General features: G+C 36.8%; 38 protein-coding genes and 1 tRNA gene. 5 read left to right on the top strand and 34 right to left on the bottom strand.

Features of this window, described 5'->3' with window-relative positions:
• Positions 1–4: 4 nt before the first annotated feature.
• Entirely contained in the window at positions 5–1,381 is a 1,377-nt protein-coding gene (locus EKH84_RS15560) for an SNF2-related protein (protein ID WP_127066998.1), read from the bottom strand.
• A 70-nt stretch (positions 1,382–1,451) separates the two neighbouring features.
• On the opposite strand from EKH84_RS15560, the gene EKH84_RS15565 reads away from it, so the two are divergent.
• Positions 1,452–1,589 (top strand): zinc ribbon-containing protein, encoded by a 138-nt coding sequence (locus EKH84_RS15565; protein WP_127066999.1) that lies wholly within the window; start codon positions 1,452–1,454, stop codon positions 1,587–1,589.
• 50 nt (positions 1,590–1,639) lie between these two features.
• Here the strand turns inward: EKH84_RS15565 and EKH84_RS15570 are convergent, their stop codons facing one another.
• Genes EKH84_RS15570 through EKH84_RS15585 form a run of 5 tightly spaced genes read right to left on the bottom strand, consistent with a single transcriptional unit; the run spans position 1,640 to position 2,984 of the window.
• Complete coding sequence (locus EKH84_RS15570) at positions 1,640–1,933, bottom strand: hypothetical protein (protein WP_127064948.1); 294 nt, start codon at positions 1,931–1,933, stop codon at positions 1,640–1,642.
• Positions 1,934–1,935: 2 nt separating this feature from the next.
• The gene (locus EKH84_RS15575; protein ID WP_127064949.1) at positions 1,936–2,178 is read right to left on the bottom strand and encodes a hypothetical protein; all 243 of its coding nucleotides are present in this window, start codon (positions 2,176–2,178) and stop codon (positions 1,936–1,938) included.
• Between the two features lie 16 nt (positions 2,179–2,194).
• Positions 2,195–2,554 carry a hypothetical protein gene (locus tag EKH84_RS15580; protein WP_127067000.1) on the bottom strand — a complete coding sequence of 120 codons (360 nt, stop codon included), beginning with the start codon at positions 2,552–2,554 and terminating at the stop codon, positions 2,195–2,197.
• Between the two features lie 27 nt (positions 2,555–2,581).
• Positions 2,582–2,740 (bottom strand): hypothetical protein, encoded by a 159-nt coding sequence (locus EKH84_RS22150; RefSeq protein WP_190283348.1) that lies wholly within the window; start codon positions 2,738–2,740, stop codon positions 2,582–2,584.
• Positions 2,741–2,768: 28 nt separating this feature from the next.
• Complete coding sequence (locus EKH84_RS15585) at positions 2,769–2,984, bottom strand: hypothetical protein (protein ID WP_127067001.1); 216 nt, start codon at positions 2,982–2,984, stop codon at positions 2,769–2,771.
• 100 nt (positions 2,985–3,084) lie between these two features.
• Here EKH84_RS15585 and EKH84_RS15590 point away from each other — a divergent pair, with 100 nt between their 5' ends.
• A complete protein-coding gene (locus EKH84_RS15590; protein WP_127067002.1) occupies positions 3,085–3,285 on the top strand; it encodes a hypothetical protein in 201 nt (66 codons plus the stop codon).
• Between the two features lie 164 nt (positions 3,286–3,449).
• On the opposite strand, the gene EKH84_RS15595 is transcribed toward EKH84_RS15590, so the two are convergent.
• From EKH84_RS15595 to EKH84_RS15690, 22 genes are all read right to left on the bottom strand, one after another.
• Entirely contained in the window at positions 3,450–3,644 is a 195-nt protein-coding gene (locus EKH84_RS15595; protein ID WP_127067003.1) for a hypothetical protein, read from the bottom strand.
• Entirely contained in the window at positions 3,644–3,913 is a 270-nt protein-coding gene (locus tag EKH84_RS15600; protein ID WP_127068110.1) for a VRR-NUC domain-containing protein, read from the bottom strand. The genes EKH84_RS15595 and EKH84_RS15600 overlap by 1 nt, the downstream gene beginning before the upstream one ends.
• A complete protein-coding gene (locus EKH84_RS15605; RefSeq protein ID WP_127067004.1) occupies positions 3,913–4,107 on the bottom strand; it encodes a hypothetical protein in 195 nt (64 codons plus the stop codon). Before EKH84_RS15605 ends, EKH84_RS15600 begins: the two co-directional genes overlap by 1 nt.
• Positions 4,091–6,511, bottom strand: coding sequence for a VapE domain-containing protein (locus tag EKH84_RS15610; protein ID WP_127067005.1), 2,421 nt, complete (start codon positions 6,509–6,511; stop codon positions 4,091–4,093). Before EKH84_RS15610 ends, EKH84_RS15605 begins: the two co-directional genes overlap by 17 nt.
• A gap of 20 nt (positions 6,512–6,531) precedes the next feature.
• Positions 6,532–7,041 carry a hypothetical protein gene (locus tag EKH84_RS15615; RefSeq protein ID WP_127067006.1) on the bottom strand — a complete coding sequence of 170 codons (510 nt, stop codon included), beginning with the start codon at positions 7,039–7,041 and terminating at the stop codon, positions 6,532–6,534.
• Positions 7,041–7,499: a dATP/dGTP diphosphohydrolase domain-containing protein gene (locus tag EKH84_RS15620; protein WP_127067007.1), complete on the bottom strand. Its 459-nt coding sequence runs from the start codon at positions 7,497–7,499 to the stop codon at positions 7,041–7,043. Before EKH84_RS15620 ends, EKH84_RS15615 begins: the two co-directional genes overlap by 1 nt.
• Complete coding sequence (locus EKH84_RS15625) at positions 7,500–9,128, bottom strand: sigma-70 family RNA polymerase sigma factor (protein WP_127067008.1); 1,629 nt, start codon at positions 9,126–9,128, stop codon at positions 7,500–7,502.
• Positions 9,129–9,144: 16 nt separating this feature from the next.
• Positions 9,145–11,118: a DNA polymerase gene (locus EKH84_RS15630; RefSeq protein ID WP_127067009.1), complete on the bottom strand. Its 1,974-nt coding sequence runs from the start codon at positions 11,116–11,118 to the stop codon at positions 9,145–9,147.
• Positions 11,119–11,128: 10 nt separating this feature from the next.
• The gene (locus EKH84_RS15635; protein WP_127067010.1) at positions 11,129–11,689 is read right to left on the bottom strand and encodes a DUF2815 family protein; all 561 of its coding nucleotides are present in this window, start codon (positions 11,687–11,689) and stop codon (positions 11,129–11,131) included.
• A gap of 1 nt (position 11,690) precedes the next feature.
• Positions 11,691–11,981, bottom strand: a complete 291-nt coding sequence (locus tag EKH84_RS15640) for a hypothetical protein (RefSeq protein WP_127067011.1) — start codon at positions 11,979–11,981, stop codon at positions 11,691–11,693.
• Positions 11,982–12,031: 50 nt separating this feature from the next.
• Entirely contained in the window at positions 12,032–12,205 is a 174-nt protein-coding gene (locus EKH84_RS22155) for a hypothetical protein (RefSeq protein ID WP_190283349.1), read from the bottom strand.
• A gap of 12 nt (positions 12,206–12,217) precedes the next feature.
• A complete protein-coding gene (locus EKH84_RS15645) occupies positions 12,218–13,393 on the bottom strand; it encodes a DUF2800 domain-containing protein (protein WP_127067012.1) in 1,176 nt (391 codons plus the stop codon).
• A complete protein-coding gene (locus tag EKH84_RS15650) occupies positions 13,393–13,842 on the bottom strand; it encodes a hypothetical protein (protein WP_127067013.1) in 450 nt (149 codons plus the stop codon). Before EKH84_RS15650 ends, EKH84_RS15645 begins: the two co-directional genes overlap by 1 nt.
• Entirely contained in the window at positions 13,843–14,169 is a 327-nt protein-coding gene (locus tag EKH84_RS15655) for a hypothetical protein (protein ID WP_127067014.1), read from the bottom strand.
• Positions 14,169–14,456: a hypothetical protein gene (locus EKH84_RS15660; protein ID WP_127067015.1), complete on the bottom strand. Its 288-nt coding sequence runs from the start codon at positions 14,454–14,456 to the stop codon at positions 14,169–14,171. Before EKH84_RS15660 ends, EKH84_RS15655 begins: the two co-directional genes overlap by 1 nt.
• Positions 14,453–14,659: a hypothetical protein gene (locus EKH84_RS15665; RefSeq protein WP_127067016.1), complete on the bottom strand. Its 207-nt coding sequence runs from the start codon at positions 14,657–14,659 to the stop codon at positions 14,453–14,455. Before EKH84_RS15665 ends, EKH84_RS15660 begins: the two co-directional genes overlap by 4 nt.
• A 1-nt stretch (position 14,660) precedes the next feature.
• A complete protein-coding gene (locus tag EKH84_RS22160; RefSeq protein WP_190283350.1) occupies positions 14,661–14,837 on the bottom strand; it encodes a hypothetical protein in 177 nt (58 codons plus the stop codon).
• 2 nt (positions 14,838–14,839) lie between these two features.
• Complete coding sequence (locus EKH84_RS15670) at positions 14,840–15,292, bottom strand: hypothetical protein (protein WP_127067017.1); 453 nt, start codon at positions 15,290–15,292, stop codon at positions 14,840–14,842.
• 56 nt (positions 15,293–15,348) lie between these two features.
• Positions 15,349–15,525, bottom strand: coding sequence for a hypothetical protein (locus tag EKH84_RS22165; protein ID WP_190283351.1), 177 nt, complete (start codon positions 15,523–15,525; stop codon positions 15,349–15,351).
• A 104-nt stretch (positions 15,526–15,629) separates the two neighbouring features.
• The gene (locus EKH84_RS15680) at positions 15,630–16,061 is read right to left on the bottom strand and encodes a type II toxin-antitoxin system PemK/MazF family toxin (RefSeq protein ID WP_127067019.1); all 432 of its coding nucleotides are present in this window, start codon (positions 16,059–16,061) and stop codon (positions 15,630–15,632) included.
• A gap of 73 nt (positions 16,062–16,134) precedes the next feature.
• The gene (locus EKH84_RS15685) at positions 16,135–16,329 is read right to left on the bottom strand and encodes a helix-turn-helix domain-containing protein (RefSeq protein WP_127067020.1); all 195 of its coding nucleotides are present in this window, start codon (positions 16,327–16,329) and stop codon (positions 16,135–16,137) included.
• 48 nt (positions 16,330–16,377) lie between these two features.
• A complete protein-coding gene (locus EKH84_RS15690) occupies positions 16,378–16,575 on the bottom strand; it encodes a helix-turn-helix domain-containing protein (protein WP_190283352.1) in 198 nt (65 codons plus the stop codon).
• 251 nt (positions 16,576–16,826) lie between these two features.
• Here EKH84_RS15690 and EKH84_RS15695 point away from each other — a divergent pair, with 251 nt between their 5' ends.
• Genes EKH84_RS15695 through EKH84_RS15705 form a run of 3 tightly spaced genes read left to right on the top strand, consistent with a single transcriptional unit; the run spans position 16,827 to position 18,855 of the window.
• Positions 16,827–17,228, top strand: coding sequence for a helix-turn-helix domain-containing protein (locus EKH84_RS15695; RefSeq protein WP_127067022.1), 402 nt, complete (start codon positions 16,827–16,829; stop codon positions 17,226–17,228).
• 14 nt (positions 17,229–17,242) lie between these two features.
• Positions 17,243–17,662, top strand: coding sequence for an ImmA/IrrE family metallo-endopeptidase (locus tag EKH84_RS15700; protein ID WP_190283353.1), 420 nt, complete (start codon positions 17,243–17,245; stop codon positions 17,660–17,662).
• 17 nt (positions 17,663–17,679) lie between these two features.
• Positions 17,680–18,855 carry a tyrosine-type recombinase/integrase gene (locus EKH84_RS15705; protein ID WP_127067024.1) on the top strand — a complete coding sequence of 392 codons (1,176 nt, stop codon included), beginning with the start codon at positions 17,680–17,682 and terminating at the stop codon, positions 18,853–18,855.
• A gap of 64 nt (positions 18,856–18,919) precedes the next feature.
• On the opposite strand, the gene EKH84_RS15710 is transcribed toward EKH84_RS15705, so the two are convergent.
• The 6 genes from EKH84_RS15710 to scfA all read right to left on the bottom strand — a co-directional run bounded on the left by EKH84_RS15710 (position 18,920) and on the right by scfA (position 24,931).
• A tRNA-Lys gene (locus EKH84_RS15710) sits at positions 18,920–18,992 on the bottom strand.
• 181 nt (positions 18,993–19,173) lie between these two features.
• On the bottom strand, positions 19,174–20,448 hold the full coding sequence (locus EKH84_RS15715; protein WP_190283354.1) for a methyl-accepting chemotaxis protein: 1,275 nt from the start codon (positions 20,446–20,448) through the stop codon (positions 19,174–19,176).
• 227 nt (positions 20,449–20,675) lie between these two features.
• The gene (gene secF, locus EKH84_RS15720) at positions 20,676–21,611 is read right to left on the bottom strand and encodes a protein translocase subunit SecF (RefSeq protein ID WP_041713001.1); all 936 of its coding nucleotides are present in this window, start codon (positions 21,609–21,611) and stop codon (positions 20,676–20,678) included.
• Positions 21,612–23,129, bottom strand: a complete 1,518-nt coding sequence (gene secD, locus EKH84_RS15725) for a protein translocase subunit SecD (protein WP_127067026.1) — start codon at positions 23,127–23,129, stop codon at positions 21,612–21,614.
• A 190-nt stretch (positions 23,130–23,319) separates the two neighbouring features.
• Positions 23,320–24,669, bottom strand: coding sequence for a thioether cross-link-forming SCIFF peptide maturase (scfB, locus tag EKH84_RS15730; protein ID WP_127067027.1), 1,350 nt, complete (start codon positions 24,667–24,669; stop codon positions 23,320–23,322).
• A 124-nt stretch (positions 24,670–24,793) separates the two neighbouring features.
• Positions 24,794–24,931, bottom strand: a complete 138-nt coding sequence (gene scfA / locus EKH84_RS15735; protein WP_013657560.1) for a six-cysteine ranthipeptide SCIFF — start codon at positions 24,929–24,931, stop codon at positions 24,794–24,796.
• Positions 24,932–25,028 lie beyond the last annotated feature (97 nt).

A 25,028-nucleotide genomic window follows, 5' to 3' on the forward strand; every position in this document is an offset into this window, starting at 1 on the left:
AACATTATCCCCTCTCATGTTGTTTAATTCTAGCTTTTACAGCGCTCATAAGAGCGTTTTGGCCTTTATCTTTTTCCTTTAATATCTTTATAACTTGTTCATCCATCGTTCCCTGAGCTACAAGGTGATGAATGATAACGCTCTCTTTTTGACCTTGCCTATATAAACGAGCGTTCGCCTGCTGATACAATTCTAAAGACCAGGTAAGCCCATACCAAACAATGATATGCCCTCCTGCTTGTATGTTAAGGCCATGGCCAATACTAGCTGGATGAGCTAATAAGAGCTGTATCTTTCCGGCATTCCAGTCCTTAATGTCTTGTGGTGTTTCAATCGTCCTAGGCTTTAGCGCTTTAAACTCCTTGGCCAGAGCTTCATAATCGTGCTTGAAATTATAGAACACTAAGACCGATTGCTCCTGGCTTGTATCGATAATCTCCTTTAAAGCTTCTATCTTAACATTGTGAACGAAATGGCTCTTTTTCTCATCATCATAGACATAGCCATTCGCAAACTGCAGTAACTTTCCTGCTACAACCGCGGCATTAGCTGCAGTAAGCACATCATCCTTAAACTCTAATATCTTCTCTTTCTCAAATTCCTTATAGGCTCTCATGACATTGGCCGGAAGCTTAAGCTCTATAAAGTTATCTATGCGCTCGGGCATCTTAAGATGATCTTCTGACTTCATACTCACACATATATCACCTATAGCTTCATAGATAGCTTTCTCAGCTCCTTCTTTTAGTCCATACTTATAAACTACATGACCTTGCCCACTAACAGGGTAAAAGTATCTATCTTTATAGGCACCTTGGGTCTTACCTAACCGTTCTCCTCTGTCCAATAAATACATTTGTGGCCATAACTCTATCAAACTGTTTGGTGTAGGAGTACCTGTTAGCCCTATTACATGATTAAGTAATGGCGTTATCTTCTTAAGGGCCTTAAAACGTTTGCTCTTGGTATTTTTAAAGCTACTTAACTCATCTATGACTAAGGCATCAAACGGCCATTTAATCTTATTCGCTTGTAGGTATTCTACCAACCAAACTACATTATCTCGGCCAAGGGTATAGATGTCAGCTCTAGCTTCAAGGGCAGCTATTCTCTGCTTCTCTGTTCCAGCTACCACGCTCACCTGCAGGTCTTTTACGTGATTCCACTTCTCAATTTCATCTGACCAGGTACTCTCTGCCACACGCTTAGGAGCTATAACAAGCACCTTGCCTATATCGAAGTAATCAAAGAGTAAATCATTAAGAGCCGTAAGAGTACAACTCGTTTTACCTAACCCCATCTCAAGGAAAAGCCCGGACTTGGGATTATCTAATATCCACTTAATCGAGTAAGCTTGGTAGTCATGTGGAATAAATAACAAAATTTATCACCTTCTTATTTGACATATTTTTCTGAATATTTTATAATGATTTTAGAGAGGAGGCGATATCATGGCTACTACAGGAGAAAAACCAGGAAAAGGTACATACATTTGTGTCGTATGTGGTCAACCAGTTGTTTTAGACGATACCACTGACACTTTACCACCATGCCCTAAATGTAATGCTACCGAATATGTTAAACAATAAAACCAGGCCACTGATAAATCGGTGGCTTTTACTATGAACAAAATCAGATTTTATTCACCTATTTCTATCTCAACCTTGCCTGTTCCATTCATTCTTACCGTAGCTGTTGAAGTTGGGTTATCATCTGCTACTGGCCCTATTGATTTATTCATAATGTCAGCTAATTCAACGATTGCTTTTACGTTGTCATAATCAGCTTGTGTTAATAAATTACTCCCACATTTAGGACATGGCTTGTTTAACCAATTAGAATAATCCTTAAGTTCCACTGACTGATCCATATAATCACATGTTGGGTTATCACACTTTATTCCACCTATTGCAAACTGTATTGCATCTTTCATACTTATTCCTCCTCGGTGTTTAAATCATAATAAATTCCCATACAGCCAAGTTCATCCAGCATTTCCTCTCTCATAACAGCTACTGCCTGTGTAGCATGTTCTCCTCTAGCTCCACAATATGGACAACCTATGTGTTTACAACTACCAGATAAATCTGCCCCTACAATAAATTCAAGTCCACATTCTGTGCATTCATATTTAACTAACCCATCCTGATAATAGTTTTCTCTGATTAATTTACTCAACTTTATCCCTCCAAACTTATATTTTATTTACTACATCTGTCACTATTGCTTGAAGTTTTTCTATTCTTGATTGCTGATTAACTATTAGCATTTTATTGTCACATATAACACTTTCCGAAGTTTCAAATTTAACCTTTAGCACATTATTATCTTCTTTTAGCTGTACATTTTCCTGTCTGCGCTCTGCAACTTCATACTGTAATTTATCCTTTTCAGCTTTAAAGGCATCAATGGTTTTATTTAAACATCTAATTGTAGAATCCTTTTCTTCAATTATTTCCTCAACTTTGTTAAGCATATCCAATACTTTATTTTTTGCTTTGTCTCCTATATTTAAGTCAGCAACAGTATCTATCATTTCTTGAATTTCGTCCATTTTAAACCTCCCAAACTCTGATTTTATTTAGAAATATCCTCTAGTTTCATCTATCACTTCACGATTTAAAATAAGTTGTACCAGAACACTTTCAGCTTTCCCTTCAGAATCGGGATATGCTAATACATTTACTTTTAAATTCTTTTTTAAATACTCTTCAATAATTTGCTTCACCTTTTCATCCATTAAATTCACACCCTTTCAATTTTGGATTTTATTGAATACTTGCGTCGTATGCTTTACTTATCACTTCTGCATATTTATCAAATAATTCGTCCCGTAATCTACTTATGGGTGGCATTCCTTGATATGCGTCACATCCACTTATAGATGGTATTCTTAATAAAGACATATCTCTTTTCTCTGCTTTTGTTGTAAATTCGTCAATCAATTTATACATATCTAAAATACATTTATCTTGCTCTGTCACTTTAACCACTCCTTAAACAAATTCTTATTTCTCATTACCAGTATTCGACATATTTTCTCAGCTGTTTGTCATATAATATGCTTTAAAGGAGGTGAGTATTGTGGACAATGAGTATAAAAAATGTGCTAAATCACATATAACCAGAGTACCAGTAGATATGTACCATCAAGTAACACTAGAAATATTAAGAAGATTTCCCTATAGTGGAACGAAAAGTAAAATCTCTCAAGAGTATTGGGATGATTATATCAAGGTATATAACGGATTAATTGATAAATGTGAATTAGATTTAAACAAATAATAATCCCTTCCATATGTCGAAATTAAAATACATACTTGAAATACTTAAGGGAAATGAATGCAGTATGCCACATAGAAAAATATGCGAATGCTGTAAGGTTGATAAGACTGAGTAATACGCTCAGTCATTTTTTATTATCAAAAATTCATTATGTTTTAGCTTTCTTATTCCCACAAAAACTTATTTCCTATTTGTACAAGCAGGTAAAATTTATCCTCACCATAAACTGATTTAGCGTATTGCATAGCTTCCTCTGTAGTTGCTGCTTCTGTTTGATAGAAGGGATCTATTACTTTCGCATCATACTTGTTGCTTTCAAGTACTCTTATTCCAAATACACCAATAATATCACTTGGCATCAAAACAGCCTCCTTATAAGTTCTTGTATTCCTTCCACGCTATCCACAACGTATACGTCAAAACCTAATGTCTCTATCTGCTTTTTTCTATGCGACTGTAACTTTCTTGGTTTCTTACCTGGTGCTTTAAGTTCTACAAAAGCACAAAGCCCTAAAGGGGCAAGAATGAGCCTATCCGGTATACCGTCAAGACCATTCTGTTTAATAACCATTCCGCCCCTCTTAGTAACTTCACTTACCAACTTCTTTTCGATATCACGTTCTAGTATCATAGTTCTATTATCCTAACCCTGTGAGTGCTTAGCATTGTATTCCTCTTTGGTCTCTCATTTCTTACGTAGTCCTTATCTTTACGCTTAGCTTCCTTATCAAATTCATTTAATATCTTAGCTTCAATATACTTATGGCACTTTGCATGACAACCTAGACGCCTATCTGTACAATCCTTACAAGTCTGTTTCACGTCTGAACCCCCTTTGAGTACCATAGAGTTTACCAAAGTGTTTAGGTTTTCCCTCACTTTCCCATCCCGGTACTTCTTTCATCATTTGAGTAATCATCTTGATGTCATACCTACTACGTTCTGTTACGTCTCCTTTGAACAACTCCTGCCATATCTCAATAGGACAAACTCTATCTCTTATAACAAATTCCTCTGGATCTCCAAACTGGCTATTGTGAATATATTCTCTTCTTGCTTGTAAAGTCATTTCCGACCATGAGGTAGGTAGCTTCATATCCAGGTATTCAATAACTTGACCAATACGAGGATCAATTTCCTTATGGGCCCTCTGTGCTTCTGCAGCCGCTTCTGCTATTTCACCTTCTACGTGAAGTGTTTCACCTTGTTCATAATAGTGCTTAGCCTCTGCCCAAAGTTGGTCTATTACTTCTTTCGATAAGTCTTTAAACACGCTCTTTTTTGCTCTAGCCTTGCAAGTATCTACTGGCCAGAATCTACGTCCCCCTGTTTGATCCTTAAGGAAGTCATCTGTGTTTGTGGTACCAAAGAACACGCATTGTCTTGGGTATTCATCACTTCTACGGCCATAAGCAAACCTAAAAATGTCTGTACGCTTTGACAGGAATTTCTTAACTGTCTCTACTTCATTGCGCTTCATTGCATCAAGTTCGCCTATCTCAATTATCCAGCGACCTTGTAAGCCCTCAGCTACATCCTTACCTTTGAAGTCCTCTACGCTATCGCTGAACCATTTACCACCCATTAGATCTAATAAAGTACTTTTACCTATGCCCTGATCTCCAACTATAATGAGCATTTCATCATGCTTAACACCTGGCTCAAAAATACGCGCTACTGCAGCTACAAACTGCTTACGTGTTACTGCTCTTACATAAGGCGTATCATCAGCTCCTAAAAATTCTATTAATAGTACCTCTAAACGCTCTACACCATCCCATATAAGGCTATCTAGATAAGTTCTGATAGGGTGGTAGTGGTTTTTAACAGCTACATTTGTAAAGGCATCCATTATTTTTTCTTTTCCACTTAAGCCGTATTCTGCTTCTAACCATTCTCTTAAACCACTATCGTCGCTGTCTTTCCATACTGGGTTATACCCTTTATTTCTCCAGGGCAAGTCAGTTATAAGCTCTGGCCTATGACTTAAATCGTTAAATCCGAAAGTTTTCTTAATACGCTTGTCATGATCTAATATAAGACGTACATTACTTATACTGTTTAATATCTTTCCTTGCTTTGTTACATCTAAGTATTGCATCCAGTCCTCGTTATCATCATCTATGTCTAGATCATCGTCAAAGTCATCTTTTGTTCCTTGGATGAGTTCTTTTTTTACTCTTTTATCCTTAGAGGCAAATTCTTGCATTGCTGTAAAGCTAGGTAGTTTTGTAACTTCTGTTCCTTCTTCTTTATCCCGGTCTAGCTCCCCGTATTTGTGAAGCCTTACAAGGTCAAAGGCGTTACACAGTAATCCACTACAAGGGTCTGTGGCATGGTTAGAATAAGCGAACTTATCTTCATAGATTACTAGCCCAGCGCTTGTAGAACCTTGTGTATAGGTATAACGGTCTTTCATAACGCACTCTACATATTCCTCAGATAAGAACTCCTCTATTGCCTCTTGAATTGTATAAGCCCTACAGAATGCTCCTATAAGGCCATCTTTTTCGAGTGGGTCTCCTTGTCTATCAGCCAACTTCTTATGAGCTTTTTGTACCCTGCTAGACTCCGGCCAAAAGCTTGTATCTCTCCAATCCTCATATCTATTAAGAACAGCATCGGCATCTAGCCACTTGGCGTCAATGAATCTAAAGAAGTACTCGCCATTCTTAGAAGTAGATGGCCAATACATTAAACGGCTAGCTTGATAGGTTGTATCGTCAAAGTAATCTATACCTAAATCCTCTGCTATTTTACGACCTATTGCCTCGTATTCCTCAGGTGTAACACTACGACTTAGTGGTATTACAAGTCTTAATCTTGGCTTACTGGGTGTATGTTTATGGGTGCTATAACAAGCTATGCTAAAATCATAAAGCATTTCGATATTATCCCATAAATCAGTAGGCGCAAAGTCTGCATCTAAAGTTAAAAGACTTCGAGTTAAAACATTTTCTGCCTTACGCCGTCCTTCCTTTAAACTCCCACCTACAAATCCACCTATATCTTTTATCTCATCTTGCTTAGTCTTAGAGGCCTTAGCGTATTCTTCTATAGTTTCTCTTGTGTAATAAGTGTTACTCAGCTTGGATAGGAGGTTAGACCAACTAACCTCTTTATTTTTCCAAGCTGTATCTTTACGACTTTTCCCTGTTGCTATTTTTACTTTTCCGTCATGGGATAGTTGTATCTTTCTATCCTCTAACTTTATAGGGTCATTCATGCTTCCTCCTATCCCCCTTTCTAGTCAAATAAAGGGTCGTCTGCATAGGCTCTAAAAGGCTCTTTAATTAGTAGTTCTTTAGTGCTAAAGTATTTAGCGAGACCATCTGAACCAAAGAATGTATAGCGCCACTCTTCTTCTGCTTGGTCATAAAAAAGGCTTATTAGTCTCCCCTTTGCACTACTCTTAGTGTTAAAGAAATATTGGTTGTATTGATACGTAAAATCTATGTTTAACTTTAATTCAATCTCTCCTACATTTAAGGTGCTAGGATCATAGCAATCCTCATTGTTAAAAGCATTAGGCCAGTAGGCTATATTATTCTCTAAATCCATATGGTGGAGTATTGACTGAGTATATTTTCCGCTCTTATAAGGCGTAACTAACTCAAATACATAACAGTGATTAGGTCCATTCTTAGATAAGAAATTAAGTGTCGTAGTTAAACCTACCAATCTATACTCTCGTAATTGATAGCCCATATGTTCCCTAAGCTTAATAGTCTCTAAGAAATTGCAAGGCATCCACATTAGGCATCAGCTTCTTTTGTAATATGCTTATGGGTCCATATAAGGCAAATAATGTTCCAAACAAAAGCTCTCTCATGAGATTCATCTTCATCCCCTCTACGCCATTTGAGGTAATGCCTTACTGCAGAATCTATATAAACATCTTCGGGTATTCCTTTTTCCCAGTTACGTTCTCCATACTTGTTACAGCCTTCTTCAAAGTGTTTGGCCACTTCTAAAAACATATCCTCTGTATTTCTATAGCTACATTCCTCTTCTGCTAGGTAATTGCATAATGCATCATATAAATAAACTGTATCTCTGCAGTGCATGTAGGAATTAATTAATCCTAGAACCACAGAGCCCTCTAACTCTGCTACTACGTCAAGCGGTAATAGGTCACATCTTCCTTTACCACTCTCAGCGTCTCTTACCGCGCCTGAATTAAAGCTTCTACGAGTACCACTGTCTTGTATCATCTATATGGCTCCTTTCCAAAGTAGCTCTTCGTCAACTGCGGCTATTAGCTCCTCCGCTAATGTAAGTGCCTCTTCTTTGGTCATACTCACCACTTGGCCATAAAGCTCTACATCCATAAGATTGATATTGCAAGGCTTGTAGATAGCAAATTCTCCTTCCAACTGAACCTTTTTCTTTAATCCTTTTCTTGGCCCCGCTGTAGATCCTACTAATGTAGATACCTCTTGATTGTTAGACTCAATGGCTACTGGCTCATTTTTAATAACCTCTGTTGCAATAGCTGCTGTTTCCTGTAATGGCTCCTGTGCTTTAGGTATCTCTGCCACAACCTCATTCTTTGCCCCCTGTATCTTTTCTTTCTTAATTTGCCAGAGCTCCTTTTCCCCTGCAAAATAAGGTGCTGCTTCTTCAGTGCTGAGTGTTTCAAGTACTTCACGCTTCCAAGAATTATGATAAGTTTTTACAGTATTAATCGGTGATTCTAATTTTATAGCTGCTTTTTTGTAATCTACTCCTTTATCAAACATTTCAAATGCTAATTTTCTTGTACTTGCCATTACGACATCCCCCTCATAGTCTTTTCCGAATTTTAATTTGTTGTACATCCATCTAAATGCTGAGGCCTCTCGCGATGTCATCTTACCTTGTTTAGATATGTCCTCTACTTCTTCAATACCCTTATCTAGTAATTCAAAAGCAGTTACTTTTTTCATCATCATAGTACCAAAGGCATCTAGTTTCTCCTCTGACCTCTGTACCTCTAGACCGTACTCAGCACATAACATCATCATTTGATCTATGGTTACAATCTCTTGAGCACATAGTTCTAATTGCTCATAAGATTTAGTAAGTGCTTCTTTAAGCTGTTCATCTGAGAAGTTAAAGAACTCTTTTAACACTATGCTATAAGCGCTAGATATAAGATTTAACGTATTATTGCTTTCTTCTAAGATCCTGTCATTAATCTTCTTTTGTTGTACTTGTAATACTTGGCCTACTGCGTTATTAGGAAAACGAGTAGGCGGATTGAAAGGTACTTGCTTTTTGCTCTTATTCTTTTTACTCAAAGGAATCCTTCCTTCCATAAATTTTCTCAATTTCACTTGTATTGCTTTTTCCTGTCTACTTACAAAGCTTTGACTCAAACCCATTTGCTCAGCTATTTGTCTCTGGTTGATGTTCTTAAGTCTTGCTTTAATTAACTCACGATCTCGTTCATTCAAAAGCTCTATAGCTTCTTGAAGACGTTCTAACTGATCCTTTTCTATTAGGGCATCTTCTAATGTCTCAGAAGTAGATAAAATATCTTCTAGTGTTAATTCTTTACCTTCTATGTCCGTACTCATAGCAGCATTAAGACTGAGCATACTACCGTATTTTTTCTGTTTTCTGAGGTACATTAGAATTTCATTGTTAGCTACAAAGGAAAAGTACGTGGCCCATTTAGCTTGACTAGCTTTAAATGTTTTATAAGCCTTCATGAATGCTATTTCACATTGACCAAACAACTCGTCATACTCTATTCCCGTGTTACCAAACTTTCTACATAAGTGATGCATAAGCCCAGTATTTTCTGAGTAGAGCCTATCAATGTCACCTGCTAAAAATAATTCCTCATTTGTGGGCATATGCAACCTCCTTAGGTTAATCTTTTTTATAGAATGGTGTATCGTATGTGTCCCCTTTAAGTGGGAGTCCTGGTGCCCACACTATGCTAGTGCTCATGATGTCCGTTATCTCTTGATTAGTTACATTATTGGGTGCATCTATAATCATTTCATCGTGTACATGCATTACAATACTATGGCCTTTAGCAGCTACTCGCATCATGGCGGTTGCTAGACAATCCCTTGCTATTGCTTGCACGATATTCTCTGTTAACTTACCTCCGTAGGTTTCTACATTATCTACCCATTGTTTAGTTGTTTGATCTACACCACCGTATAAGATTGTGTCCTCTTGACCTTTAGGCCCTGTTCCTATATGAGCATTCCAGTAGGCTATCTTACGACCACTTGGAAGCTGAATGAATAGAATATTCTCCTCGAACATGAACTTAAGCCACTTGGTTTTTATTTGCCTTTTTTCTCTTATTGCTGTTTTAGCTGCTGCTTCTACCAGGCCCCAAAATTTAATAATATTGGGATTAGCCTTGCGCCAGTTATTTACTAAAGGGTAAATCTCTTGATCAGGTATGCTCTCTTCTTTATCCATTGCTTTTATAGCTCCAAAGCTACCACCATAACCGAGTGCGAGTTCTGCTATCTTACCCTGTTGTCTTAATTTAGATCCTTTTGTAATACTCTCTATTGGTACCTTAAACATTTGAGAAGCTGAAGCTTCGTATATCTTACCGTGAGTATTAAATACATCTAATCTCCATTGCTCTCCGGCTATCCAAGCTAATACTCTAGCCTCTATTGCCGAGAAGTCTGATACTATAAACCTATTGTCTGGTGATGCCACAAAAGCTGTTCTAATGAGTTGTGATAAGATAAAGGGCATTTGCCCCCACATCATTTCTGCAGTTTCAAAATCTCTCTCAGCAACTACCTCCCTGCAAAGCTCAATGTCGTTTATGTGGTTCTGAGGTAAGTTGTGTACTTGCACTAAACGTCCGGCCCAACGCCCTGTACGGTTAGCTCCGTAGAATTGTAAACTTCCATGTAACCTACCATCGCTACATATGCAGTCCTGCATCGTAATGTATTTCTTAGTAGAGGTCTTACCTAGCTCTTGTTTAATTTCTAATACTCTTTTAACTGTTCCATATGCTTCTTGTAAAAGCCTAGCTATATTCTCTTTGTCTACACTCTTAGTCTCTATTCCTTGCTCTTGTAACCATATCTTTAACTGATTGTTACTGTTGGGATTTTCTAGGTTAGTAAGCCTTACAGCTTCTTCCCTTAAATATATTTGGTGCTTAGTATCGTACTCTACTATGCCATTTACAAAAGGCATATCTAGCTTTACACCACGATCATTAATAGCTTGATCTAGATCCCACAGTTCCTTTTCTTCCTTACTCGGTTTCCATTTTGCTAATCTATCTGCCACCGCTTGTTCTGCTACTACATCCTGTTGACAATACGCCTTAAACTTCTCCCATTTTTCAGGATCATGCTCAGGTAAATTACGCGTCCTGCCACCATTTGTTTTAGTAGGCTTACACGGCTTACAGAAGTACTGTATAAGTGCCTTACCCTCTTTATCCTTAGCCTTATCCTCTTCAAAACCTAATATCTTTGTAACGTCTCCTAGACTTCCAGGAAGTCCTAATGTTGCAGCATGAACCATTGTACATTCCCACTGTTCGGGTGGCATAGATACTCCAAAGTGTTTAGCTAGAGCCGTTCTTTCAAAGTTAGCATTGTAGGCATGTTTTATGATATTTGAGTCAGTTAATGCTTTTTTAAGCTCAAGATACTCTTTTACTTTTATTTGGTCTCTTGTGCAACAGTCTAATAATATAGGCTCCAGGCCCAGTTCTTTATCTTCCTCCCACTGGTAAGCCATTAGTAAGATTTCAAAGGAGCTATCGTCTACATAACGATAGGCTCCTACTTTTTTAATGTCTGCTTCCGAGTAGGTTTCAATATCTATACTCAGGTGTCTCATGCCTTACCCCCTAGTCTAGTAAATCGTCATCGTCTAGGTCATCATCAAAGTCATCTTCCGCTGACTGTCTAGCTACTCCTAAAGGCTCTCCATCCTTAAGCATCTGTACATTGTTAAGTCCTACGGCTATACCCTTATTGCCACTATTTTCAAATGGATAAAAGTTAAGTGATGCTCTACCATAACAACCGCTGTATACTTCTGTGCTATCTAGGATCTCATTTTTGTTCTTGTCGATGATACCAGGCTTGGTTTTGCTAGAAGCATTAACGAACATCTTGCCTTGGTATTCTTCTGCTTCGTCCTCGCGTTCTTCCCCATCTCTAAGAGGTAACCTAAGGTTTTTAGGGATTTTACCGCCCCACTTACTGTTCTTACCGAGCTCTTTTGCTGCTTCTATTGCTTTGTTAATTGCTTTAATTGTGTCTTTATCCTTTTTATCAATAATAAGACAAAGGCTATATTTCTCGTCTTGATTAGCCTCAAAGCTACGAGCATTAAAGATGTTTACATATGAGAATCTAACCATTCCTGTTATTACTTTTGTTCCTTCTACTTTTGCTACTGGCATATTATATTTCCTCACTTTCAATTTTCTTTATTTCCATAAGCTTTATTTTGCAGGTTCCATTAGCTACATCATCGGCCTCAATAACTCTAGTAGCTTCAAAAGTGCCATCTTCACCTTCATTTTTGCATACATACAATATCTTCAGCTTATCCTTATTAACTTCTAGTACTAAGCAACTTTCATAAAAGCTATTACTTCCTCTATAGGGGCCCCTTGGAATATCGACCACTATAGGCGTCCCTGGTTTAAATACTTCTTTATCAAAATGAGGTTTATTGACTAATCCATTCAATTTAATTCCTCCTTATTTTAGTTTGAATCTATATAAAATTAGCTTTAAAGCTAATGTAAGGGTATAAAAATTGCATTATTACATATACGAGTTATGACCTTTCCATCTAGTCCTTCTAGTTCTCTAAGAAATTGCTTTTTAGTACACATCTTAATAACTTGATATCCATTCTCGTAATAAGTGGCTATATACATCCCTTTTCTGCTTATTTCACTAAGCTTCATGGCTATCACCACCTAATCTAGCAGGTCGTCTGAAAAATCTTGTTTAGCTGCTTCTGCTGATTGGAATACTGGCCTTTTATCACTCTCAGGTGCAAGTGTTGGGGCCCCTTGAGGTTTGATAATATAAGGTGCTAGGAATCCATCTACATTAGATGAACCTATAAGCTTTGTAATATCTGTAAGACTCTTAAGCTTTGTATTATACAAGCTTTTTTCTTCATACCCATGTTCTACAAGGCATTTAACTACTTCTACCTCATCTTTGTATTTCCTATTGCTTCTACCTTCTACTACCTTCCAACCAGGAAAAGCTATACCTTTTCTGACTGCTGCATCTAAAGCATAATTTGCTACATCTTCTACCCACTTCTTAAGTTCATCCACTTTCCCTAAGATGTCTGCTATCTCTGGTGGTGTGAGCATTGGTGGCTCTCTAAAGTCATACTGCGCAAGCTTAAGGTTTTCCTCAGCTCTTGCTCTACACACTCCTTTAGCTTTACAAAATCTACAGTGATCTCCACTACAGTATTCACCTTCACCTGCATATGCTAGCTCTGCCCTTGGTTTAACTTCTTCCTCTGCCCACTTAACTAACTCATCTACAGTCAATTCCTCTGTGTCTGTATGCTCTAAGCGTGGCTGGATAATTGTCATCTTGATTTTGTCAATATCATATAGTAGGCCGTAGGTATCTAATGCTCCAAGTCCATAAAGTCTAAGCTGGGGATTGTTTACCGCACTTACTCCTACACCTTTACCAAATTTAAGGTCAATTACGTGTACAGTGCCATCTGCAATAATTACTACGTCTCCTGTTCCAAATCCCTCTTCTACCCAAGCTGAGAAGTCTAATCGTTGTTCGAATAATACCTGCGCATCTTTACAAGCTGCCTTAGCCTCATTTACAAGCTCCCATACGTCATGAGCGTATTGCTCAATATAAGTCTGCATTTCCTGAGACCAAAGCGGGTCTGCTTGTAATTTCTTTAAGTCTGAATTAAACTTACGCTTCGTCATCTCCCCATTGTTATATCTGAGAATCAGTTCAGCAAGAGCATGAGCATGAGTGCCTTCTTCTGCATATACACTAGATTCATTGGGAAACTCTGCTTCTAACGCTACACTAGGAGGGCAAGCCATCCAACGCTTGGCCCCACTAGCTGATAGTTTTGCGTGTACCTCTGGCATTACATCACCTTACCTTTTTCAAAGCACTGCATAACATATCCTAACTTATCTGCTGGTACGTCTGAGAGCTTACTTGCCCCTGCAGCTTCAAGCACCTGTTTAACTAGATCACGCTTACCTACACGTGCTAACTCTGTGCCTTTAGCTCTAACTTCTTCTAAGGTTACTGTTGGTTCTTCTGCCTCAGCTGGTGTATCAGCTTCACCATGTGTAGTGCTTTCAACGTTTCCGCTAACATCTGTTCCCTCTTCTTTTCCTGCAGCTCCTTTAGGCTCTTCATCGATTGGTTTACTAGCTGTTGGGGCTTCATTTTTTATTTCCTTTTCTTCTTTTTCAGGCTTAATCACTGCATCACCTGCAGCTATAGCTACATCAAAAAAGCTAGCCATCTTTTTCATGTTCTCTTTAATTTCTTCTGGTGTGTTTCCTGTTACTTTAATTTCAAACATCTAATTTCCTCCCATAAATAACTTTTTATTTTGTGCACTAAGCTTATTGAAGGCTTCTATCGTCATTACTATGTCGTGCTTTATGGTCTTTCCTAATTGATTAGTTGGTATCTCACAACTATGGCGTATAAATTTAACACCGTTCTCTACAAACTGCTCTATCTTACGATCTATCACATCGTCACTCGGATTTTTATACTGTGGCCTACCATTCTTATAACCTTTACTCTCATCTACAGTTACAGAAGTATATAGCCAATCAAACGTATCTCGTGGATCCACTTCTTTCTTTGGCTTTTGTTCCTTGGTTTCCTTCTTGGTGCCCATTAGTCACCCACTCCATAAAGTTGTCGCTTAAGTTCCTGTAAGGCTCCTGGGTCTATGACCTCTATGTGAGTACCCTTCATACCCATACTTCTCTTAGTAATTAGTCCTGCTATCTCAAGCTTAGCTAAGGCATTCACGAATACGCTTCGTGTTGTTCCTTTAGCGTCGCATATTCTGCTAGCATTTAATTCGATAGAAGTGTTAACTCCTATAAGGTCAAGTAAAGCTTTTATTAAACAAATCTCTGTCCATGAGAGATTATTTATAAGTGGTTTTAAATCTTTCATACCGTCTCCTCCAACACCATAATAGGTTTTATTGTTAGTGCTACTCTTGGAGCTTCTCCCTGCTCCACATAGCCGCTGTTGAGGACTTCAAGTAACAATGCTGCTTCTTCTAAACCGTTAATACTAAACTTCTCTCCATCTGTTGTAAGTATCTCTTCACTTGTAAAAACATTAGTTAGTGTATAGGTATAAAAGTAGTTCATGCTATCGCCTCACTTCTTTCAAGGCTTCTGCAAGTTTAACTCTTTCCCAAGGGTCCATTTCTAATTTAATCGTTTGTTCTCTTCTTGCCTCTCTTCTTTGAACCGTGTTCTCATCCTCAAAGCTTCTGAGGACGCAAGCTATACCTGCTAAGATACAAACTGCTGAAAATATTCCCATGATTACTCCCCCTCTGAATAAAGAGTTTGATCTACTTCATAGCTTCCACTTTCTTCATCTAGGATGTACTTAGTGCTCATTCCATTTGGTTTGGCAGCTATGTTATTTAGTAGTTCGTACGCTTCATCTATCCCTGGATAAAGCTGAGGATTACCTATCCTTTTACACTGATCATTTCTAAACTTACATGTGGCTACTGCATATCTAATTGTGTCGAAAGTGATTTCAGGCATTGTAGGAAGTTTTACTCCATCCACATACTCATAGTAGTTGCAATCCTCTGTGAGTTCGTTGTAGTTATCATCGCCCATGGCTCTTGGGCAAGTTCGTACGATACTGCTGTACCGTGTTTTAGATACGAGTTCTAACTTCACTATCCCTCTACACTCTCTGTATACCTTTGTTCCATGTTCTAACTTTGCTACATCTTGAATTGTTAATTGTTTACCTTTCATGCTATGACCTCCTATTTTTTAACTTGTTTTAGGTCATCTTGTGTAAGTAATTCAAACTAAGACCTCAGCCACCTTTTAGCAGCTGCTTCCGTTTCAAAGGGCTCTATCTGTGCATCACCCGTTGTGTTCTCTAAAGCTATAAAGCTCTCGTCACCAACAACGATAAAACATCCGAAAGGCATTCTATTTTTTACGATTTCTTGTGCTTCTTGTTTACTAATCTCTTTTATCAATTTCCTCAGCTCCTTTAATAAAATCTATAAAGCTTTTAATTACTAAGTAACTTAGAAGTATTAGAGGAATTAGTAGCCACTCACCGCCTATTGCAAAATAACCTCTATCTACAGTTGCCTCTACAACCATCTGCGGCGTTAGCATAATAGCTAAGATGATTAGCCAATTTCTTGCTTTTTCCAACATTCGTATCCCCCCCCCCTAAGCCTAAACTTATAATTAAAGCTTGATTTATTTGTTCTATTGCTTTTGCTCCTAGCTCTCCTATTTTGTCAAGTATCCTATGTTTATCTATTGTTCTTAACTGCTCTAGCATTAAAGTACTATCCTCTGTTAAACCCCCTATTGGATCTATCTCTACATGAGTAGGAAGTTTAACCTTATCCTTAGTGGTAAAGAAAGCTACGATTGTGGTAGGACTAAATCTATTACCTACATCATTTTGAATTACTACTGCCGGCCTTGTTCCACCTTGTTCACTTCCCATACCGTATGGCAATTTTACGAATATGACATCGCCTCTCTTAAGCTTCATTTCCTTTCACCTTTTCTTTACTGAGCTACATTGATGTGTTATACTTGTTGTAAGTTAAATTTTTATATGGGCCTTAACTGTTCTGAGCAGTTTGGCTCTTTTTTTTGTTAAACCATTCTTCAAAATCTCTCTTCGTAACCCTTAATAATTTTTCTCCTAACGTAAAACTAGGGAAGTCTTTTGATTTGAATAACCTATAGGTCTCTGTTTTTGATAAGCCAAGTATCTGTTGTACGTCTTTTGGTCTTAAACATTGTAGTTCTTCCACATTTCCACCTGCCGTTCCTTTTTAACTTTACCTATGGTTCGGATTGGGTTAAAAAAAATTTAGCTCTAATTCATTTGAAATTTTTATAAGTGTTTCAATGCTAGGCTTCTTTTTTCCTCTCTCCATTTGTGATACGAATTCCAAACTAGTGTCTATTTTTCTGGCTAAATCACTTTTTGTTAGCCCTTTTGACTCCCTTGTTTTAATAATTTTGTCTAATATAGTACCCCACGTTGCATTTTTCAAATAGATATTCCTCCTTTCTTGAATTTTCTCAAAATTTAAAAAATATTTCAAAAATAGGCTTGACAATTAACCTATGGTTCAGTATTATATAGACAAGAAGTTGACGAACCACAGATTGATATTAAACCCAACTACAAGTCGATTTTTGTTTGGCGACTTATTCAACTTGTAGTTAGAGTATAACATCAACCTCAGGTTCGAGTCAACCCTTTTTCTTAATTCTTTTTTATAAAAGTTTATGGAGGTAAAAAATGACTATTGGACAAAAGATAAAAAAACTAAGAGAGAACAAAGGTTTGAGTCAAAAAGCCTTAGGTGAATTAGCCGGAATAAGTGACTCTATCATATCTGCTTATGAAAAGGATAGGAAAAAGCCAGGTAGAGACACAGTTATTAAATTAGCTGCAGTCTTAAACGTGGACGTTAACTATTTGGTTAATGATGAAGTTGAAGCTTTAACTCAACGAGATAAAAAAGACATCGCGAAAACACTTGATAAGGTAATGGGGGATCTAAGTGAAGGTGGTGCCCTATTCTATGGTAATGAAATGAGCGATACTGATAAGGAGCTACTTAAGAACGCCCTACAAAATGCACTAGAAATAATCAAGATAAAAAACAAAGAAAAATACACGCCCAAAAAATATAAATAAGGATGGGGATGCTATTGGATATTAAGTCTATAGAAAAAAAGCTTAATAGATACATTAATAACAATGTAACTTCACTGAGTGATCTTACAGATAGAGTAAATGCTCTAGTACTAGAATGTGACTTGGGTAATAACGCAGGACTATACTTGTACCTAGGAAAAACCAAATTAATCCTAATTAACTCTAATCTTTCTGACTCTAAAAAGAAAATAGTATTAGCGCATGAATTAGGACATGCTATTCTGCATACTAAATCTAGTTGTGCTTTTAATCTCACGGATAGCACCGCAAAGGCTGAAATTGAAGCTAATATATGTACGCATCTTATTGTGCGCAAACTAGATATATTCATGGATCCGACCTTCAGAATCTCAACAGGGGAGTTTAACAAACTTGACGATGGATTTTTAAGACTGCAGGGATTAATTTATTAAACGGAGGAGCTCTTTAGATGGGAAAAAGAAATGCTAATGGTGATGGCAGCATCTACCAACGCAAAGATGGCCTATGGTGTGCTGCTGTAACCATAGGTAAAAATGAACAGGGTAAGCAAAAAAAGAAATACATTTATGACCGTGACAGAGAACAGCTGCGTTCAAAGCTCATTGCTTTACAGAATGATATAGTAATCAACGATGGCTATGTAAGGGATGACATTATAACCTTAGAGATTTGGGGCAAACGATACCTAAAGGATTTCGTGAAAAGTACTATTAGGGAAACAACTTATGACTCATATGATACGGTCTGTAGAAATCACATCTTTAATGCTGACTTAGCAAAAATGAAGTTGAAAGATATTAAAGCCTATCACCTACAACCATATTTGAATGATAAAAGCGAACTCTCTAAAAGCTATATCAAAAAAATCTACTTGCTACTAAATATGTTTTTTGATGGAGCTGTTAGAAACGACTTGATTGTAAAGAACCCTCTCCTCGCTGTGAACATACCTCGCTCAAAGAAAGAAGTTAAAAACATTGAGATTTTAACACTCGATCAACAGCGTGAGTATATTAAAGCTGCTAGTGAAACTAGTTATAAGGCCTTGTTACTAACTGCTTTGCTTACTGGAATGAGGCTCGGAGAGATACTTGCATTAAAATGGGATAAAGTTGATTTTTCAAAAATGGAAATACGAGTTGATCAAAGCCTAAAGGAAACTAGAACTCATGATGGAAATAGTGTGAAGTGGGAGAAAATAACGCAGGCACCTAAAACTAAAAGTGGCAAGCGTGCAGTACCTATCAGTAATGCCCTAGCTAAAATACTCCAAGAACATAAGACCGCTCAAAACGAATTAGCAATGAAGCGTGGACGAAAAGATTTTAATACCCAAAAATATGTATTCTGCTCAGATGTAGGTACTTCTCTAAATGCACGTAACGCTCAAAGAGCTCACTATCAAACTTGTGAACGAGCTGGTATCCCTAAAGTAGGCTTTCACGCCTTGAGGCATACATTTGCCTCTCGAATGATTGAAAAAGGCGTAGACGTAAAAATAGTTCAAGCCTGGGTGGGACATGCTACCATTCAGATGACTTATAATATTTACGTACATGTTCAGGAAGACGCAAAAAAGGCGTCTGCACAAGTGCAAGACGACCTTTTCGCTGATATCTTATAATATTCTCTTTTTTACGGTAGGTGTACAATAGGTGTACCCTACCTTTCTCTTTGTCTAAAACGACTGAGCCATCTGGGACTCGAACCCAGGACCCTCAGATTAAGAGTCTGATGCTCTACCAACTAAGCTAATGACCCATAGCAAGTTTCGGAAAATGTTTCCTGTTCTTGACTACATATGCTATTATAGTGATTTTGTTGCTAATTGTCAACCGATTTTTTCTATAAATTTATTTTTATTTACATAAATATAAATTTGTATTACTTAAAAATCGTAGGATAGCCTTCGGCTCTTCCTACGATTTTTAAGTAATATATCTTATTTTCTATACTTTTTAAGCTTACTATTAAGCACTTCTACCTCTTTATTTAGTACACTAATTTCTGATTTAACACGTTCCATTAATGCTTCCTGCTCTTCTGTACTGCTAACACCCTCTTCTGTATAAGAAGCCATACTTTGAGTAACACCTGCTACTTGCTCAATGACAGCATTAACTTTTGTCTTATCTTCATTCACCTTAGTAATAGCTTCATTAGTAATGGCAATTTTATCTACTACAACTTCTATACTTGTAGCCATTTTAGCAAATACTTGCTCTGCTGCACGTACAGCTTCTGTTTCATCTTCAGATACCATATTCATTTTATTCATAGCTGTTACAGCTTTCTCTGATTCTGCTTGTATATTGGCTACTAAATTTTTAATTTGTTCAGTAGAATTATGACTTTGATCTGCCAGTCCTCTAATTTCTTCTGCTACAACCCCAAACCCTCTACCTGCATCACCTGCGCGGGCAGCTTCTATGGCTGCATTTAAAGCAAGCAAATTAGTTTGTGAAGCAATATTCTCAATGGCATCTACAAATAATGTAATATCTTTCATTTTAGCTGTTAAAAAGGCTACTGTCTTAACAATTTCTTCTGTAGCTTGCACTGCACTGGCAGCACGTTCTTGTAATAAGCGAATAGAGTTTTTTCCCTCTTCATTTAATCCCTGAATCTTATCAGCTTCTACCATAATACCTTTGCAGTTTTCATACGCCACTGTAATCTCTTCTGATAGGGTCTCCATAAGTGCTTCCCCTGTTTGACTTTGAGCAGCTTGTTCATTAGCACCTTGGGCAATCTCTTGCATCATACTACTCATTTGAGTAATAGATTTCATTGCTTCATCTGTACTTTCAGCAACTTGATTGGTTGTAGTTGTAATTGTATCTACAATTTTAAAAGAGTCATCTACTAAATGACTGAATTCAGAAAAAATGACATTTACAGAACTAATAAGTTTCCCAAAAAATTTATTAGTTTGATATTTATCTAGATTTAAAAGTAAATGTAGGTTACCTTCTCCTATACTTTCAATATCTCCATTATATTGTTTAATAAACTTTCTAATAGGTAGTAATAATAGTATAACAATACCTATAACGATTGCTCCTAAAATAACTGCTAAAAGTACTGCTTTTCCTATATTTCCAATAATCATGTATGAAACCCCTATAAATATAAGTACACTAATTAATAATGCACCTACTATAAAAGTCTTAAAATACTCTAGTGCTTTTCCCATAATGCCTGTTTTATTGTCCATATTGGTCATCCTTCCTCTTCCTTTTCTTTGCTTATTCACGTAATATTTATTATACTATAATTAATTTTTTAATTCAATTTTATATTTATATAACGCTTGTCTTTTCTTATAATCTCACTCTTCTCTTTATTCTTTTAGGTAAAACGTAAATCGAAATCATTTTTATCTTATTATAAAAAAAGACTCTAGAATGAGTTAATTTTCTCACCTAGAGTCTTCTATTTAATTTATGCTTTTTTAATTTGTTTAGCTTGTTTCACTTTGTTGCCCTTTCTATGTGTAAACTCGTACCAAATTGGACTTGCTACAAAAATAGAAGAGTATGTTCCCGCTAAAATACCAATAATGAGTGGGAAAGCAAAATCTTTTACAGAATCTGTTCCTAATGCAAATAAGAGAATAACCATAACGACAGTTGTAAGTGAAGTTGCAATAGAACGACCTATTGTTTGATTAATACTACTATCCACCAATTCTTCGTTTGCCGCTGCATGGTCTTTTAAGCCCACTTTTTCTTTGTTTTCTCTTATACGGTCAAAAATAACAATCGTATCATTAATAGAATAACCTACAATAGTAAGCATTGCCGCAATAAAAGAGTTATTAAGTGGAATACGGAAAATAGCATATACACTTAACATCACAAGAACATCATGAGCTAATGCAATAACTGCACTTGTTCCAAAACGATAATCTTTAAAACGAAAACTAACATAGACTAAAATAAGTGCAATACCTACTACTACTGCTTTAATGGCCCCTACTTTAATATCTTTACTGATTGTTGGTGAAAAGTCTTCATCTCTTAAAGCAATATCATCTTTTAAATCATACTTTTCTTTAATGGCCTCGAAAAGCTCTTTTCTAGTTGAAGCATCTTCACGTGTCATAGTGATTAAAACACCTGTATCTCCTGCGGAAGTAATACGTGCACCTGTATTACCTGTTACTTCTTCTGTGATAGCTAGTAATTCACTTCTTAATTCATTATTAAAAGGACGTTCCATGTTCACTTGAATAAGAGAACCACCTGTAAATTCGATATCTTGATTAAAAGCACCTTGCCCTCTAACTGCATTCATTACCATGAAAACTAATCCAATAAGGATAACTATAATAGATATGGCATAATATTTTTTTCTATTCTGGATAACTTTCATCATTTAGGCCTCCTTTCCAAGCTTTTTGATATTGGTATAAAAGGATGGCTTTCTTAAGTCCATACCTACAAAAGCTTTAAGAAGACTACGTGTAATAACAAGGGCTGTAAACATAGAAATAACAATACCAATCATTAAAGTTGTTGCAAAGCTCTTAATAAGGCCTGTTCCAAAGAAGTATAATACAACAGCTGCAATCATTGTTGTTACATTTCCATCTAAAATCGCACTAAAGGCCTTACTAAAACCAGCATCTACTGCAGCTCTTACACCTCTGCCTAATGCGAGTTCTTCCTTAATACGTGCGAAAATAATAACGTTAGCATCTACTGCCATACCAATGGATAATAAAATACCTGCAATACCTGGAAGTGTCAAAGTAGCATTCAATGCCGTTAACGTTAATACCATTAAACCGACATAAAGGACTAACGCAATATCTGCTGCCACACCACACATCCTATACATTGCAACCATAAAGATTAAAATAATAACAAAACCAATGGCACCGGCTAATAAACTAGAGTTAAGTGCATCAATACCTAATTTAGCCCCTACACCTGTTGCGCTAATAGCTTCAAGTGTAAATGGTAATGCCCCTGCATTAATCCCATTAGCTAAATCCTGAGCTTCTTCAATAGTAAAGTTACCAGAAATAATGCCGCTTCCATCTGTAATATGGGCACTAATTTGAGGCATTGAAAGCACGGTTTCATCTAACATAATCAAAATAGTACTTCCAATATTATTAGCAGTAAAGTCAGAGAAAAGCTTTGTTCCTTCACTGTCCATTTCAATTCCTACAAAGTATTCGCCTGTTTGTGAATTTTGTCCAGCTCTTGCACTTTTGACATTTTTACCAGTTACAATCTCATTTCCTGACATGTCAATAAAACGAAGCATACCTGCTGCTCCAATTTCATCTACAGCTTTTTGTGGATCTTCCACACCTGGAATATCTACTCTTAAACGTTTTGTTCCTTCAATAGCAACTTCTGCTTCCGTATAACCTTTAGCATCCAAACGTTTTTGAATAAGAGCCTGTGCTGCTTCCATAGCAGATCTCAATTCTTCAGCTGACATGTCACCTTCTAGTTCTGGTTCATAAACAATATTAACGCCACCTTGAAGGTCTAATCCTAGTTTAATTCTGTTACTTTCAAAGAATCCTGATTTTTTCGTTGACGCTGAAGTGTCACCCTTTTCCCCTGCTACTTCTGCATTAGTAGCTTGATCAGTGTCATCAATACTTTCTCCTTGATCCTTTGTTTCGTCTGTTTCTGTATTATTTTCTTGTGCTACTTCATCTTTTGTTTCATTGTCAGTTGATGGTGTTGGACTTTCTGCACCTTCCTCCGACGTTTCTTCATTACTTGCCCCAGCAACTTGTTCTACTTTAGTAGATTGACCTTGTCCTACAGCAGTGCAAGCTATGTAAGCAAGTCCGCTAACACCTAAAATGATTACAATCATAATCACAAGTGTCAAGATACTGTTAAGCTTTTTGTTCTTGGCTTTCATTCCTTTTCCTCCTTTTCCCTAGGCGACACTACTACGATTATATAATTTGTATAAAATATAGTCAAATAAAATACGACATTTGTCGCTATTCCCAAGCCTTTACCCAAAAAATAAGGCCCATGTTTGAGACATGAGCCTTGTAAGCTTAAAATAATATTGTGCAATTTTAATTTTTTTATACTACTTTTTCTTAAGATAATTCTGCCTTAATCCCAATAGCACATTCTAGACGTTTCTTTTGAAGAGCACAACCAATTTCATATACATGGTGAATATCGCCATGGAAATTATACGAATTTGCTGCGCAACCACCACTACAGAAGAATTTAGCCCAACAAGACTTGCACTCATCTTTGCTATACACATTACATTTTTCAAACTTACAGCGCATTTCTAGATTAGTAACACCTTCATCTACTGTACCCATTTTGAACTCTTCCATTCCAACAAACTGATGACATGGGTAAAGGTCACCTTCTGGTGTTACAGCTAAATATTCTGTACCTGAACCACAACCAGCTAAACGTTTATGAATACATGGCCCACCTTCAAGATCCACCATGAAGTGGAAGAAATTAAAGCTATCTCCTTGTCTTGTTTGCTTTACAATATATTTAGCTAATTTTTCGTATTCTGCACATAAAGCTGGGATATCCCCTTCTTTAAGTGCATAATCCATTTCATTCGGTGCAACAACTGGTTCTACTGATACTTCTTTAAAGCCTTGCTCTGTCATATGCTTAACATCTTCTGAGAAATCTAAGTTATGGTGTGTAAAGGTCCCACGAAGGTAATATTTTTGATTACCTCTTTTTTCAACCAATTTCTTGAATTTTGGTAAAATCACATCATAGCTCCCCTTGCCATTAGCTGTTGGACGCATACGGTCATTTACTTCAGGACGACCATCTAAGCTTAATACCACATTATGCATATTTTCATTTAAATAATCAATAATCTCATCATTTAAAAGGACACCATTAGTGGTCATTGTAAATCTAAAGTTTTTACCTGTCTCTTTTTCACGTTCTCTGGCATAAGCAACTGTTTCTTTCACCATTTCCCAGTTCATTAGTGGTTCACCACCAAAGAAGTCAATTTCAATATTTTTACGGTGCTTAGAATTCTCAATAATAAAGTCAACTGCTTTTTTACCAACTTCAATACTCATAAGACTTCTATGACCGTGATATTCTCCTTCACCTGCAAAGCAATATTTACATTTCAAGTTACAGTCATGAGCCACATGAAGGCAAAGCGCTTTAACAACAGGTTCTCTATTAAAAAAGGCTGGGACTAATGTCTCATATTGGTCAGCTGTATAAAGCATACCTTCCTCTTTTAAGCTCATAAGTTCTTCATAAGCTTCATTGATTGCTTCTATTTCAAATTCTTCCTTATATTTTTCTATTAAAGCTTCTTTTGATAATTTTTCTGCTTCTTCCACTAAGGTATATGCTACTTCATCCACTAAATGAATACTGCCACTATGAATATCCATTACAATGTTGGAATTTTCAAATCTAAACTTATGGATCATTGGTTATCCTCTCTTCTTCTATTCTCAATAATGTATAATGATGAACAAGAAACCGTAGCTCTTCCACGTTCCTTATTGATGCAAAATAAAAGCAGCGACACAGGGTCACTGCTGCATTACGAAATTATTTTTCGCAAGCTTGGTTTCCTACAGTACAAGATGTTTTACAAGCTGATTGGCAAGATGTTTGACATTCACCACAACCACCTTTTTTAGCACTGTTTGGTAAGTTTTTTGTGTTTAAAGTTTTGATATGTTTCATGATGCATCCTCCTTCTCATAACAAATCTTTTTTATTATAGCATAGTCTAGCTTTATTGCAAACTCCATTCTTTAACATCTAAAACTTTGTATAACTT

The organism is Cellulosilyticum sp. WCF-2, from assembly GCF_003990395.1.
Lineage (GTDB): Bacteria > Bacillota > Clostridia > Lachnospirales > Cellulosilyticaceae > Cellulosilyticum > Cellulosilyticum lentocellum.

Excerpts from the sequence above, each read along its gene's own strand:
- EKH84_RS15645 (WP_127067012.1), bottom strand. The coding sequence starts at position 13,393 with ATGCCAGAGGTACACGCAAAACTATCAGCTAGTGGGGCCAAGCGTTGG.
- EKH84_RS15625 (WP_127067008.1), bottom strand. The coding sequence starts at position 9,128 with ATGCCCACAAATGAGGAATTATTTTTAGCAGGTGACATTGATAGGCTC.
- EKH84_RS15670 (WP_127067017.1), bottom strand. The coding sequence starts at position 15,292 with ATGAAAGGTAAACAATTAACAATTCAAGATGTAGCAAAGTTAGAACAT.
- EKH84_RS15650 (WP_127067013.1), bottom strand. The coding sequence starts at position 13,842 with ATGTTTGAAATTAAAGTAACAGGAAACACACCAGAAGAAATTAAAGAG.
- EKH84_RS22155 (WP_190283349.1), bottom strand. The coding sequence starts at position 12,205 with ATGAAGCTTAGTGAAATAAGCAGAAAAGGGATGTATATAGCCACTTAT.
- EKH84_RS15715 (WP_190283354.1), bottom strand. The coding sequence starts at position 20,448 with ATGGACAATAAAACAGGCATTATGGGAAAAGCACTAGAGTATTTTAAG.
- EKH84_RS15595 (WP_127067003.1), bottom strand. The coding sequence starts at position 3,644 with ATGCCAAGTGATATTATTGGTGTATTTGGAATAAGAGTACTTGAAAGC.
- scfB (WP_127067027.1), bottom strand. The coding sequence starts at position 24,669 with ATGATCCATAAGTTTAGATTTGAAAATTCCAACATTGTAATGGATATT.
- EKH84_RS15665 (WP_127067016.1), bottom strand. The coding sequence starts at position 14,659 with ATGAACTACTTTTATACCTATACACTAACTAATGTTTTTACAAGTGAA.
- EKH84_RS15655 (WP_127067014.1), bottom strand. The coding sequence starts at position 14,169 with ATGGGCACCAAGAAGGAAACCAAGGAACAAAAGCCAAAGAAAGAAGTG.
- secD (WP_127067026.1), bottom strand. The coding sequence starts at position 23,129 with ATGAAAGCCAAGAACAAAAAGCTTAACAGTATCTTGACACTTGTGATT.
- EKH84_RS15695 (WP_127067022.1), top strand. The coding sequence starts at position 16,827 with ATGACTATTGGACAAAAGATAAAAAAACTAAGAGAGAACAAAGGTTTG.
- EKH84_RS15610 (WP_127067005.1), bottom strand. The coding sequence starts at position 6,511 with ATGAATGACCCTATAAAGTTAGAGGATAGAAAGATACAACTATCCCAT.
- scfA (WP_013657560.1), bottom strand. The coding sequence starts at position 24,931 with ATGAAACATATCAAAACTTTAAACACAAAAAACTTACCAAACAGTGCT.
- EKH84_RS22150 (WP_190283348.1), bottom strand. The coding sequence starts at position 2,740 with ATGGATGAAAAGGTGAAGCAAATTATTGAAGAGTATTTAAAAAAGAAT.
- EKH84_RS15635 (WP_127067010.1), bottom strand. The coding sequence starts at position 11,689 with ATGCCAGTAGCAAAAGTAGAAGGAACAAAAGTAATAACAGGAATGGTT.
- EKH84_RS15570 (WP_127064948.1), bottom strand. The coding sequence starts at position 1,933 with ATGAAAGATGCAATACAGTTTGCAATAGGTGGAATAAAGTGTGATAAC.
- EKH84_RS15630 (WP_127067009.1), bottom strand. The coding sequence starts at position 11,118 with ATGAGACACCTGAGTATAGATATTGAAACCTACTCGGAAGCAGACATT.
- EKH84_RS15680 (WP_127067019.1), bottom strand. The coding sequence starts at position 16,061 with ATGAAGCTTAAGAGAGGCGATGTCATATTCGTAAAATTGCCATACGGT.
- EKH84_RS15565 (WP_127066999.1), top strand. The coding sequence starts at position 1,452 with ATGGCTACTACAGGAGAAAAACCAGGAAAAGGTACATACATTTGTGTC.
- EKH84_RS15580 (WP_127067000.1), bottom strand. The coding sequence starts at position 2,554 with ATGGACGAAATTCAAGAAATGATAGATACTGTTGCTGACTTAAATATA.
- EKH84_RS15615 (WP_127067006.1), bottom strand. The coding sequence starts at position 7,041 with ATGTGGATGCCTTGCAATTTCTTAGAGACTATTAAGCTTAGGGAACAT.
- EKH84_RS15620 (WP_127067007.1), bottom strand. The coding sequence starts at position 7,499 with ATGATACAAGACAGTGGTACTCGTAGAAGCTTTAATTCAGGCGCGGTA.
- EKH84_RS15660 (WP_127067015.1), bottom strand. The coding sequence starts at position 14,456 with ATGAAAGATTTAAAACCACTTATAAATAATCTCTCATGGACAGAGATT.
- EKH84_RS15705 (WP_127067024.1), top strand. The coding sequence starts at position 17,680 with ATGGGAAAAAGAAATGCTAATGGTGATGGCAGCATCTACCAACGCAAA.
- EKH84_RS22160 (WP_190283350.1), bottom strand. The coding sequence starts at position 14,837 with ATGGGAATATTTTCAGCAGTTTGTATCTTAGCAGGTATAGCTTGCGTC.
- secF (WP_041713001.1), bottom strand. The coding sequence starts at position 21,611 with ATGATGAAAGTTATCCAGAATAGAAAAAAATATTATGCCATATCTATT.